At 51.9% G+C, this 12599-nt stretch carries 8 protein-coding genes and 1 pseudogene; all 9 read left to right on the top strand.

Annotated elements, in window-relative coordinates; translation table 11 throughout:
• Window positions 1-134: pseudogene (gene tuf, locus F3J30_RS22205) on the top strand (elongation factor Tu); the annotation flags it as partial.
• A gap of 229 nt (window positions 135-363) precedes the next feature.
• Entirely contained in the window at window positions 364-747 is a 384-nt protein-coding gene (gene secE / locus F3J30_RS22200) for a preprotein translocase subunit SecE (protein WP_014068449.1), read from the top strand.
• Window position 748: 1 nt separating this feature from the next.
• A complete protein-coding gene (gene nusG / locus F3J30_RS22195; RefSeq protein ID WP_002438628.1) occupies window positions 749-1294 on the top strand; it encodes a transcription termination/antitermination protein NusG in 546 nt (181 codons plus the stop codon).
• Between the two features lie 156 nt (window positions 1295-1450).
• Entirely contained in the window at window positions 1451-1879 is a 429-nt protein-coding gene (rplK, locus tag F3J30_RS22190) for a 50S ribosomal protein L11 (RefSeq protein ID WP_008503452.1), read from the top strand.
• A 3-nt stretch (window positions 1880-1882) separates the two neighbouring features.
• Window positions 1883-2587, top strand: a complete 705-nt coding sequence (gene rplA / locus F3J30_RS22185; RefSeq protein ID WP_006176745.1) for a 50S ribosomal protein L1 — start codon at window positions 1883-1885, stop codon at window positions 2585-2587.
• A gap of 414 nt (window positions 2588-3001) precedes the next feature.
• Entirely contained in the window at window positions 3002-3499 is a 498-nt protein-coding gene (gene rplJ / locus F3J30_RS22180) for a 50S ribosomal protein L10 (protein ID WP_005132895.1), read from the top strand.
• A 66-nt stretch (window positions 3500-3565) separates the two neighbouring features.
• Window positions 3566-3931, top strand: coding sequence for a 50S ribosomal protein L7/L12 (gene rplL / locus F3J30_RS22175; RefSeq protein ID WP_006176746.1), 366 nt, complete (start codon window positions 3566-3568; stop codon window positions 3929-3931).
• Between the two features lie 320 nt (window positions 3932-4251).
• Entirely contained in the window at window positions 4252-8280 is a 4029-nt protein-coding gene (gene rpoB / locus F3J30_RS22170; protein ID WP_014068450.1) for a DNA-directed RNA polymerase subunit beta, read from the top strand.
• Between the two features lie 76 nt (window positions 8281-8356).
• On the top strand, window positions 8357-12580 hold the full coding sequence (rpoC, locus tag F3J30_RS22165; RefSeq protein WP_014068451.1) for a DNA-directed RNA polymerase subunit beta': 4224 nt from the start codon (window positions 8357-8359) through the stop codon (window positions 12578-12580).
• Window positions 12581-12599: the final 19 nt, after the last annotated feature.

Below are 12599 nucleotides of genomic sequence, written 5' to 3'. Positions count from 1 at the left end.
TAATGCCAGGCGACAACATCAAGATGGTTGTGACTCTGATCCACCCAATCGCGATGGACGACGGTCTGCGTTTCGCAATCCGTGAAGGCGGCCGTACCGTTGGCGCGGGCGTTGTTGCTAAAGTTCTCGGCTAATCGCTGATAACATTTGACGCAATGCGCATGAAAAGGGCATCATTTGATGCCCTTTTTGCACGCTTTCACATCAGAACCTGGCTCATCAGTGATTATTTTTGTCATAATCATTGCTGAGACAGGCTCTGCAGAGAGCGTATAATCTCTAAAGGGATTAAGCGTTTCGATTTGGCTCGCCTCGCAATCGCGGGGTGAAATTATTTGTAGAATTCTTCTTACAGGTTGGTTTATGAGTGCGAATACCGAAGCTCAAGGGAGCGGGCGCGGCCTGGAAGCGATGAAGTGGGTCGCTGTTGCCGTGCTGCTGATTGTGGCAATCGTTGGCAACTATCTTTATCGTGACATGATGCTGCCGCTGCGTGCGCTGGCAGTGGTGATTCTGATTGCTGCAGCGGGCGGTGTCGCGCTGTTAACGACTAAAGGTAAAGCAACCGTTGCTTTCGCGCGCGAAGCACGTACCGAAGTCCGCAAGGTCATTTGGCCAACCCGCCAGGAAACATTGCATACCACTCTGATTGTGGCAGCGGTAACTGCGGTAATGTCACTGATCCTGTGGGGACTGGATGGTATTCTGGTTCGCCTGGTATCCTTTATCACTGGCCTGAGGTTCTAAGATGTCTGAAGCCCCTAAAAAGCGTTGGTACGTCGTTCAGGCGTTTTCCGGTTTTGAAGGTCGCGTAGCTACGTCGCTGCGTGAGCATATCAAATTACACAATATGGAAGAGTTGTTTGGCGAAGTGATGGTTCCGACCGAAGAAGTGGTCGAGATCCGTGGCGGCCAGCGTCGCAAAAGCGAACGTAAATTCTTCCCGGGTTACGTGCTGGTTCAGATGGTGATGAACGACGCGAGCTGGCACCTGGTGCGCAGCGTACCGCGCGTGATGGGCTTTATCGGCGGCACGTCTGACCGTCCGGCGCCAATCAGCGACAAAGAAGTTGATGCGATTATGAACCGCCTGCAACAGGTTGGTGATAAGCCGCGTCCGAAAACGCTGTTTGAACCGGGTGAAATGGTTCGTGTTAGCGACGGTCCGTTTGCTGACTTTAACGGTGTGGTTGAAGAAGTGGACTACGAGAAGTCCCGCCTGAAAGTTTCTGTTTCTATCTTCGGTCGTGCGACCCCGGTAGAACTGGACTTTGCCCAGGTAGAAAAAGCCTAAGCAGCGATCAAAAAAGCGGCGATTTAATCGTTGCACAGGGCGCGAGATTGGAATACAATTTCGCGCCTTTTGTTTTTATGGGCCACGCCCGTAAAACGATTTTTACATCACGGGGAGCTTCTCTGAAGCGCTATCACCCAATTTGAGGATTTTAGAATGGCTAAGAAAGTACAAGCCTACGTCAAGCTGCAGGTTGCAGCTGGTATGGCGAACCCAAGTCCACCAGTTGGTCCAGCTCTGGGTCAGCAGGGTGTTAACATCATGGAATTCTGTAAAGCGTTCAACGCCAAAACCGAATCCCTGGAAAAAGGTCTGCCAATTCCAGTCGTAATCACTGTTTACGCTGACCGTTCTTTCACTTTCGTTACCAAAACCCCTCCAGCAGCAGTTCTGCTGAAGAAAGCGGCTGGTATCAAGTCTGGTTCCGGTAAACCGAACAAAGACAAAGTGGGTAAAATTTCCCGCGCTCAGCTGCAGGAAATCGCGCAGACCAAAGCTGCCGACATGACTGGTGCCGACATTGAAGCGATGACTCGCTCCATCGAAGGTACTGCACGTTCCATGGGCCTGGTAGTGGAGGACTAAGAAATGGCTAAACTGACCAAGCGCATGTCCGTGATCCGTGACAAAGTTGATGCGACCAAACAGTACGACATCAACGAAGCTATCGCTCTGCTGAAAGAACTGGCTACTGCTAAGTTCGTTGAAAGCGTTGACGTTGCTGTTAACCTGGGCATCGATGCTCGTAAATCAGATCAGAACGTTCGTGGCGCAACTGTACTGCCACACGGTACTGGCCGTTCCGTTCGTGTAGCTGTATTTGCTCAGGGTGCAAACGCTGAAGCTGCTAAAGCTGCCGGCGCTGAACTGGTAGGTATGGAAGATCTGGCTGATCAGATCAAGAAAGGCGAAATGAACTTTGACGTTGTTATTGCTTCCCCGGATGCAATGCGCGTTGTTGGCCAGCTGGGCCAGGTTCTGGGTCCACGCGGCCTGATGCCAAACCCGAAAGTGGGTACTGTAACTCCTAACGTTGCTGAAGCTGTTAAGAACGCTAAAGCTGGTCAGGTTCGTTACCGTAACGACAAAAACGGCATCATCCACACCACCATCGGTAAAGTGGACTTTGACGCTGACAAACTGAAAGAAAACCTGGAATCTCTGCTGGTTGCGCTGAAAAAAGCTAAACCAACTCAGGCTAAAGGCGTGTACATCAAGAAAGTTAGCATCTCCACCACCATGGGTGCAGGTGTTGCAGTTGACCAGGCTGGCCTGAGCGCTGCTGCAAACTAATGCCTTTACGTGGGCGGTGATTTTGTCTACAATCTTACCCCCACGATTCTGTTGAAATATACAGACGCTATGCGAGTCATTCGAATTGCAGCAAGGCGGCAAACGAGTGAATCGCCAGGAGCATAGTTAACTATGTGACTGGTGTGAACGAGAGCAGCCAACGCAGCGGCGGTTCGAAGGACGAAGACATAGACAAGATTTGTTCGTTGGAGCCTGGCCTATCCAGGCCTCCGTCGAAGACCGCAGGTGTTTCGCAAGAGACTTAATCCCCTGCGTAGACGGTGACAGAACGCTAAGATTATTTTTTGATACTCTGGCTTGTTTCTGCTCACCGTATTAAGACGCTCTTCCCGTTGGGTTGAGTGAAGTGAGTTCCGGAACATGTGTTCCGGCAAACATCCAGGAGCAAAGCTAATGGCTTTAAATCTTCAAGACAAACAAGCGATTGTTGCTGAAGTCAGCGAAGTAGCCAAAGGCGCGCTGTCTGCAGTAGTTGCGGATTCCCGTGGCGTTACTGTAGACAAAATGACTGAACTGCGTAAAGCAGGTCGTGAAGCTGGCGTATACATGCGTGTTGTTCGTAACACCCTGCTGCGTCGCGTAGTTGAAGGTACTCAGTTCGAGTGCCTGAAAGACACGTTTGTTGGTCCGACCCTGATTGCATACTCTATGGAACACCCGGGCGCTGCTGCTCGTCTGTTCAAAGAGTTCGCGAAAGCGAATGCAAAATTTGAGGTCAAAGCTGCAGCCTTTGAAGGTGAGTTGATCACGGCATCGAACATCGATCGCCTGGCAACCCTGCCGACCTACGAAGAAGCAATTGCACGCCTGATGGCAACCATGAAAGAAGCTTCGGCTGGCAAACTGGTTCGCACTCTGGCTGCTGTTCGCGATGCGAAAGAAGCTGCTTAATAGCAGTTATCTTTATAAAGCATTCGCTTACGTATAAACTTATTCTGATTTTCAGGAACAATTTAAATGTCTATCACTAAAGATCAAATCATTGAAGCAGTTGCAGCTATGTCCGTAATGGACGTTGTAGAACTGATTTCTGCAATGGAAGAAAAATTCGGTGTTTCTGCTGCTGCTGCTGTAGCTGTAGCTGCTGGCCCGGCTGAAGCTGCTGAAGAAAAAACTGAATTCGACGTAATTCTGAAAGCTGCTGGCGCTAACAAAGTTGCTGTTATCAAAGCAGTACGTGGCGCAACTGGCCTGGGTCTGAAAGAAGCTAAAGACCTGGTAGAATCTGCTCCAGCTGCGCTGAAAGAAGGCGTGAGCAAAGACGACGCAGAAGCACTGAAAAAATCTCTGGAAGAAGCTGGCGCTGAAGTTGAAGTTAAATAAGCCAACTTTTCTGGTTGCAGCCTAAGTCATTAGGCTGATGGCTGGTGACTTTTTAGTCACCAGCCTTTTTGCGCTGTAAGGCATCAGTAGCATTTCACACTGTTTGACTGCTGATTGTCCTGACAATGCTTGTTTCTATCGACGCCTTAATATACTGCGACAGGGTGCTCGCTCTGTGTAAATCGCAACGAAATGGTTTAAGCGTGATAGCAACAGGTATTGCGGAAAGTATTCAATTTTCCGATCAACAAAATGGTGTTGCACAAACTGTCCCTTCGTCGGACAGATGGGTCGACTTGTCAGCGAGCTGAGGAACCCTAATGGTTTACTCCTATACCGAGAAAAAACGTATTCGTAAGGATTTTGGTAAACGTCCACAAGTTCTGGATATACCTTATCTCCTTTCTATCCAGCTTGACTCGTTCCAGAAGTTTATCGAGCAAGATCCTGAAGGGCAGTATGGTCTGGAAGCAGCTTTCCGTTCCGTATTCCCGATTAAAAGCTATAGCGGTAATTCTGAGCTGCAATACGTCAGCTACCGCCTTGGCGAACCGGTGTTTGACGTTCAGGAATGTCAGATCCGTGGCGTGACCTATTCCGCACCGCTGCGCGTAAAACTGCGTCTGGTGATTTACGAGCGCGAAGCGCCGGAAGGCACCGTTAAAGACATTAAAGAACAAGAAGTCTACATGGGTGAAATTCCACTCATGACGGACAACGGTACTTTCGTTATCAACGGTACTGAGCGTGTTATCGTTTCCCAGCTGCATCGTAGCCCGGGCGTCTTCTTCGACAGCGATAAAGGTAAAACACACTCTTCCGGTAAAGTACTGTATAACGCGCGCATCATTCCTTACCGTGGTTCCTGGCTGGACTTCGAGTTCGATCCAAAAGACAACCTGTTTGTCCGTATCGACCGTCGTCGTAAACTGCCAGCCACCATTATTTTGCGTGCGCTGCAATACACCACAGAACAGATCCTGGACCTGTTCTTCGAGAAAGTGATCTTTGAAATCCGCGACAACAAGCTGCAAATGGAGCTGGTGCCGGAACGTCTGCGTGGTGAGACCGCGTCGTTCGACATCGAAGCCAACGGCAAAGTGTATGTGGAAAAAGGTCGCCGTATCACTGCGCGCCATATCCGTCAGCTGGAAAAAGATGATATCAAACACATCGAAGTTCCGGTTGAATACATTGCTGGAAAAGTGGTCGCGAAAGATTACGTTGACGAGTCAACGGGTGAGCTGATCTGCGCAGCGAACATGGAGCTGAGCCTGGATCTGCTGGCTAAGCTGAGCCAGTCTGGCCACAAACGTATCGAAACGCTGTTCACCAACGATCTGGACCACGGCGCGTATATGTCTGAGACTATCCGCGTCGACCCAACCACCGATCGTCTGAGCGCGCTGGTAGAAATCTACCGTATGATGCGTCCTGGTGAGCCACCAACTCGCGAAGCGGCTGAAAGCCTGTTCGAGAACCTGTTCTTCTCCGAAGACCGCTATGACTTGTCTGCGGTTGGTCGTATGAAGTTCAACCGTTCTCTGCTGCGCGACGAAATCGAAGGTTCCGGTATCCTGAGCAAAGACGACATCATCGAAGTGATGAAGAAGCTCATCGATATCCGTAACGGTAAAGGCGAAGTGGACGATATCGACCACCTCGGCAACCGTCGTATCCGTTCCGTAGGCGAAATGGCGGAAAACCAATTCCGTGTTGGCCTGGTACGTGTTGAGCGTGCGGTGAAAGAGCGTCTGTCTCTGGGCGATCTGGATACCCTGATGCCTCAGGATATGATCAACGCCAAACCGATTTCCGCAGCAGTGAAAGAGTTCTTCGGTTCCAGCCAGCTGTCTCAGTTTATGGACCAGAACAACCCGCTGTCTGAGATTACGCACAAACGTCGTATCTCTGCACTCGGCCCAGGCGGTCTGACCCGTGAACGTGCAGGCTTTGAAGTTCGAGACGTACACCCGACTCACTATGGTCGCGTATGTCCAATCGAAACGCCTGAAGGTCCAAACATCGGTCTGATCAACTCCCTGTCCGTGTACGCACAGACTAACGAATATGGCTTCCTCGAGACGCCATACCGTAAAGTGACTGACGGTGTTGTAACCGACGAAATTCACTACCTGTCTGCTATCGAAGAAGGCAACTACGTTATCGCTCAGGCGAACTCCAACCTGGATGACGAAGGCCACTTTGTAGAAGATCTGGTTACCTGCCGTAGCAAAGGCGAATCCAGCTTGTTCAGCCGCGACCAGGTTGACTACATGGACGTATCCACCCAGCAGGTGGTATCCGTCGGTGCGTCCCTGATCCCGTTCCTGGAACACGATGACGCCAACCGTGCATTGATGGGTGCGAACATGCAACGTCAGGCCGTTCCAACTCTGCGCGCTGATAAGCCGCTGGTTGGTACTGGTATGGAACGTGCTGTTGCCGTTGACTCCGGTGTTACTGCGGTTGCTAAACGTGGCGGTACTGTTCAGTACGTGGATGCTTCCCGTATCGTTATCAAAGTTAACGAAGACGAGATGTACCCAGGTGAAGCAGGTATCGACATCTATAACCTGACCAAGTACACCCGTTCTAACCAGAACACCTGTATCAACCAGATGCCATGTGTGTCTCTGGGTGAGCCAATTGAGCGCGGCGACGTGCTGGCTGATGGCCCGTCTACCGACCTCGGTGAACTGGCGCTCGGTCAGAACATGCGCGTAGCGTTCATGCCGTGGAACGGTTACAACTTCGAAGACTCCATCCTCGTCTCCGAGCGTGTGGTTCAGGAAGATCGTTTCACCACCATCCACATTCAGGAACTGGCGTGTGTGTCCCGTGACACCAAGCTGGGGCCAGAAGAGATCACCGCTGACATCCCTAACGTGGGTGAAGCTGCGCTCTCCAAACTGGATGAATCCGGTATCGTTTACATTGGTGCAGAAGTGACCGGTGGCGACATTCTGGTTGGTAAGGTAACGCCGAAAGGTGAAACCCAGCTGACGCCAGAAGAGAAACTGCTGCGTGCTATCTTCGGTGAGAAAGCGTCTGATGTTAAAGACTCTTCTCTGCGCGTACCAAACGGTGTTTCCGGTACGGTTATCGACGTTCAGGTCTTCACCCGTGACGGCGTAGAGAAAGACAAACGCGCGCTGGAAATCGAAGAAATGCAGCTCAAACAGGCTAAGAAAGACCTGTCTGAAGAACTGCAAATCCTCGAAGCGGGTCTGTTCAGCCGTATCTATGCGGTGCTGGTTGCCGGTGGTGTTGAAGCTGAGAAGCTCGACAAACTGCCTCGCGATCGCTGGCTGGAACTGGGCCTGACCGACGAAGAGAAACAAAATCAGCTGGAACAGCTGGCTGAGCAGTATGACGAACTGAAACACGAGTTCGAGAAAAAGCTCGAAGCGAAACGCCGTAAAATCACTCAGGGCGACGATCTGGCACCAGGCGTGCTGAAGATTGTTAAGGTGTATCTGGCCGTTAAACGTCAGATCCAGCCTGGTGATAAGATGGCAGGTCGTCACGGTAACAAGGGTGTTATCTCCAAGATCAACCCGATCGAAGATATGCCACACGATGCTAACGGTACGCCGGTAGATATCGTACTGAACCCGCTGGGCGTACCATCTCGTATGAACATCGGTCAGATCCTCGAAACCCACCTGGGTATGGCTGCGAAAGGTATCGGCGAAAAAATCAACGCCATGCTGAAACAGCAGCAAGAAGTCGCGAAACTGCGCGAGTTCATCCAGCGTGCGTACGATCTGGGTACTGACGTTCGTCAGAAAGTCGACCTGAACACCTTCAGCGATGATGAAGTTCTGCGTCTGGCGGAAAACCTGCGTAAGGGTATGCCGATCGCAACGCCAGTATTCGACGGTGCAAAAGAGTCTGAAATCAAGGAACTGTTACAGCTGGGTGGCCTGCCGACTTCCGGTCAGATCACACTGTTCGACGGTCGTACCGGTGAGCAATTCGAGCGCCAGGTTACCGTTGGCTACATGTACATGCTGAAACTGAACCACCTGGTTGATGACAAGATGCACGCGCGTTCTACCGGTTCTTACAGCCTGGTTACTCAGCAGCCGCTGGGTGGTAAGGCTCAGTTCGGTGGTCAGCGCTTCGGTGAGATGGAAGTGTGGGCGCTGGAAGCATATGGCGCAGCATACACCCTGCAAGAAATGCTTACTGTTAAGTCTGATGACGTGAACGGCCGTACGAAGATGTATAAAAACATCGTGGACGGCAACCATCAGATGGAACCAGGTATGCCGGAATCCTTCAACGTACTGTTGAAAGAGATCCGTTCTCTGGGTATCAACATCGAGCTGGAAGACGAGTAACTCTCGCTCAAACAGGTCACTGGTGCCGGGTTAATCCCCGGCACCAGATTGTGCTAACTCCGACGGGAGCAAATCCGTGAAAGACTTATTAAAGTTTCTGAAAGCGCAAACTAAAACCGAAGAGTTTGATGCGATCAAAATTGCTCTGGCTTCGCCAGACATGATCCGTTCATGGTCTTTCGGTGAAGTTAAAAAGCCGGAAACCATCAACTACCGTACGTTCAAACCTGAGCGTGACGGCCTTTTCTGTGCGCGTATTTTCGGGCCAGTAAAAGATTACGAGTGCCTGTGCGGTAAGTACAAGCGCCTGAAACACCGTGGTGTTATCTGTGAGAAGTGCGGCGTTGAAGTGACCCAGACTAAAGTGCGTCGTGAGCGCATGGGCCACATCGAGCTGGCGTCTCCGACTGCCCACATCTGGTTCCTGAAATCTCTGCCGTCCCGTATCGGCCTGCTGCTGGATATGCCGCTGCGTGATATCGAACGTGTTCTGTACTTCGAATCTTATGTTGTTATCGAAGGCGGTATGACGAATCTGGAACGTAACCAGATTCTGACCGAAGAACAGTATCTGGACGCGCTGGAAGAGTTCGGTGACGAATTCGACGCGAAGATGGGTGCGGAAGCTATCCAGGCCCTGCTGAAGAGCATGGATCTGGAGCAAGAGTGCGAGCAGCTGCGTGAAGAGCTGAACGAAACCAACTCCGAAACCAAGCGCAAGAAGCTGACCAAGCGTATCAAGCTGCTGGAAGCGTTCGTTCAGTCTGGTAACAAACCAGAGTGGATGATCCTGACCGTTCTGCCGGTTCTGCCGCCAGATCTGCGTCCGCTGGTTCCGCTGGATGGTGGTCGTTTCGCAACGTCCGATCTGAACGATCTGTATCGTCGCGTGATCAACCGTAACAACCGTCTGAAGCGCCTGCTGGATCTGGCTGCGCCAGATATCATCGTACGCAACGAAAAACGTATGCTGCAGGAAGCGGTAGATGCCCTGCTGGATAACGGTCGTCGCGGTCGTGCGATCACCGGTTCTAACAAACGTCCTCTGAAATCTTTGGCCGACATGATCAAAGGTAAACAGGGTCGTTTCCGTCAGAACCTGCTCGGTAAGCGTGTTGACTACTCCGGTCGTTCTGTAATCACCGTAGGTCCATACCTGCGTCTGCATCAGTGCGGTCTGCCGAAGAAAATGGCACTGGAACTGTTCAAACCGTTCATCTACGGCAAGCTGGAACTGCGTGGCCTGGCCACCACCATCAAAGCCGCTAAGAAAATGGTTGAGCGTGAAGAAGCTGTCGTTTGGGATATCCTGGACGAAGTTATCCGCGAACACCCGGTACTGCTGAACCGTGCACCAACACTGCACCGTCTGGGTATCCAGGCGTTTGAGCCAGTACTGATCGAAGGTAAAGCTATCCAGCTGCACCCGCTGGTTTGTGCGGCATATAACGCCGACTTCGATGGTGACCAGATGGCTGTTCACGTACCGCTGACGCTGGAAGCCCAGCTCGAAGCGCGTGCGCTGATGATGTCTACCAACAACATCCTGTCTCCAGCGAACGGTGAACCAATCATCGTTCCTTCTCAGGACGTTGTATTGGGTCTGTACTACATGACCCGTGACTGTGTTAACGCCAAAGGCGAAGGCATGGTGCTGACTGGCCCTAAAGAAGCTGAGCGTATTTACCGCGCTGGCCTGGCCTCTCTGCATGCGCGCGTTAAAGTGCGTATCACTGAATATGAAAAAGATGAAAACGGCGAATTCGTTGCGAAAACCAGCCTGAAAGACACGACCGTTGGCCGTGCGATTCTGTGGATGATCGTACCGAAAGGTCTGCCTTTCTCCATCGTCAACCAGGCGCTGGGCAAGAAAGCAATTTCCAAAATGCTGAACACCTGTTACCGCATTCTGGGCCTGAAGCCGACTGTTATCTTCGCTGACCAGACAATGTACACCGGCTTTGCCTATGCAGCGCGTTCAGGTGCATCTGTTGGTATCGATGACATGGTCATCCCAGAGAAGAAACACGAGATCATCTCTGAAGCGGAAGCTGAAGTTGCTGAGATCCAGGAGCAGTTCCAGTCTGGTCTGGTAACCGCGGGCGAACGCTATAACAAAGTTATCGATATCTGGGCTGCGGCGAACGATCGTGTATCCAAAGCGATGATGGACAACCTGCAAACCGAAACCGTTATTAACCGTGACGGCGTAGAAGAGCAGCAGGTTTCCTTCAACAGCATCTACATGATGGCCGACTCCGGTGCGCGTGGTTCTGCGGCACAGATTCGTCAGCTGGCAGGTATGCGTGGTCTGATGGCTAAGCCAGATGGCTCCATCATCGAAACGCCAATCACCGCGAACTTCCGTGAAGGTCTGAACGTACTCCAGTACTTCATCTCAACCCACGGTGCTCGTAAAGGTCTGGCGGATACCGCACTGAAAACTGCGAACTCCGGTTATCTGACGCGTCGTCTGGTTGACGTTGCGCAGGATCTGGTTGTTACTGAAGACGATTGTGGCACCCTTGAAGGTATCACCATGACCCCGGTTATCGAGGGTGGTGATGTTAAAGAGCCACTGCGCGATCGCGTTCTGGGTCGTGTTACCGCGGAAGACATTCTGAAGCCGGGTACCGCAGACATTCTGGTTCCACGCAACACGCTGCTGCACGAGCACTGGTGTGACCTGCTGGAAGCCAACTCTGTTGACTCAGTGAAAGTGCGTTCCGTTGTATCCTGTGACACCGACTTTGGTGTTTGTGCGCACTGCTATGGTCGTGACCTGGCGCGTGGCCACATCATCAACAAAGGTGAAGCAATCGGCGTTATCGCGGCACAGTCAATCGGTGAGCCGGGTACACAGCTGACGATGCGTACGTTCCACATCGGTGGTGCGGCATCTCGTGCGGCTGCTGAATCCAGCATCCAGGTGAAAAACAAAGGTAGCATCAAGCTCAGCAACGCGAAGTCTGTTGTTAACTCCGCAGGCAAGCTGGTTGTGACCTCTCGTAACACCGAGCTGAAGCTGATCGACGAATTCGGTCGTACCAAAGAGAGCTATAAAGTGCCTTACGGTGCTGTTATGGCGAAAGGTGATGGCGAGCAGGTTGCTGGCGGCGAAACCGTAGCAAACTGGGATCCACACACCATGCCGGTTATCACCGAAGTAAGTGGTTTCATCCGCTTCACTGACATGATCGACGGCCAGACCATTACTCGTCAGACCGACGAGCTGACTGGTCTGTCTTCTCTGGTGGTTCTGGATTCTGCTGAACGTACTACCGGTGGTAAAGATCTGCGTCCTGCACTGAAAATCGTTGATGCTCAGGGTAACGACGTTCTGATCCCAGGCACCGATATGCCTGCGCAGTACTTCCTGCCAGGTAAAGCGATCGTTCAGCTGGAAGATGGCATTCAGATCGGCGCAGGTGATGCTCTGGCGCGTATTCCTCAGGAATCCAGCGGTACCAAGGACATCACCGGTGGTCTGCCACGCGTTGCGGATCTGTTCGAAGCACGTCGTCCGAAAGAGCCTGCAATCCTGGCTGAAATCAGCGGTATCATTTCCTTCGGTAAAGAGACCAAAGGTAAACGTCGTCTGGTTATCACCCCAGTAGATGGTAGCGAGCCGTACGAAGAGATGATTCCTAAGTGGCGTCAGCTCAACGTGTTCGAAGGTGAACGTGTAGAACGTGGTGACGTGGTTTCCGATGGTCCAGAAGCTCCGCACGACATTCTGCGTCTTCGTGGCGTACACGCGGTAACGCGTTACATCACCAACGAAGTACAGGACGTTTACCGTCTGCAAGGCGTTAAGATTAACGATAAGCACATCGAAGTTATCGTTCGTCAGATGCTGCGTAAAGCAACCATCGAAAACGCGGGCAGCTCCGACTTCCTGGAAGGCGAGCAGGTTGAATACTCACGCGTTAAGATCGCTAACCGCGATCTGGAAGCGAACGGCAAAATCGGTGCGACCTTCGCACGTGATCTGCTGGGTATCACCAAAGCGTCTCTGGCAACCGAGTCCTTCATTTCCGCAGCATCGTTCCAGGAAACTACACGTGTCCTGACCGAAGCGGCTGTTGCGGGTAAACGTGATGAACTGCGCGGTCTGAAAGAGAACGTTATCGTGGGTCGTCTGATCCCGGCTGGTACCGGTTATGCGTACCATCAGGATCGTATGCGTCGTCGTGCAGCGGGCGAACTGCCAGCAGCACCGCAGGTCACTGCTGAAGATGCATCCGCGAGCCTGGCAGAACTGCTGAACGCAGGTCTGGGTGGTTCCGACAACGAGTAATCGTTGATTCAGCTAATAA

This window comes from Enterobacter sp. Tr-810 (assembly GCF_011752765.1).
Taxonomy (GTDB): Bacteria; Pseudomonadota; Gammaproteobacteria; order Enterobacterales; family Enterobacteriaceae; genus Enterobacter; species Enterobacter soli.
This window is presented reverse-complemented; position numbering and strand designations above follow the sequence as displayed.

What these genes read in the sequence shown, in the direction of transcription:
- rplJ (WP_005132895.1), top strand. Translation starts at nt 3,002, where the DNA reads ATGGCTTTAAATCTTCAAGACAAACAAGCGATTGTTGCTGAAGTCAGC.
- rplL (WP_006176746.1), top strand. Translation starts at nt 3,566, where the DNA reads ATGTCTATCACTAAAGATCAAATCATTGAAGCAGTTGCAGCTATGTCC.
- nusG (WP_002438628.1), top strand. Translation starts at nt 749, where the DNA reads ATGTCTGAAGCCCCTAAAAAGCGTTGGTACGTCGTTCAGGCGTTTTCC.
- secE (WP_014068449.1), top strand. Translation starts at nt 364, where the DNA reads ATGAGTGCGAATACCGAAGCTCAAGGGAGCGGGCGCGGCCTGGAAGCG.
- rplA (WP_006176745.1), top strand. Translation starts at nt 1,883, where the DNA reads ATGGCTAAACTGACCAAGCGCATGTCCGTGATCCGTGACAAAGTTGAT.
- rpoB (WP_014068450.1), top strand. Translation starts at nt 4,252, where the DNA reads ATGGTTTACTCCTATACCGAGAAAAAACGTATTCGTAAGGATTTTGGT.
- rplK (WP_008503452.1), top strand. Translation starts at nt 1,451, where the DNA reads ATGGCTAAGAAAGTACAAGCCTACGTCAAGCTGCAGGTTGCAGCTGGT.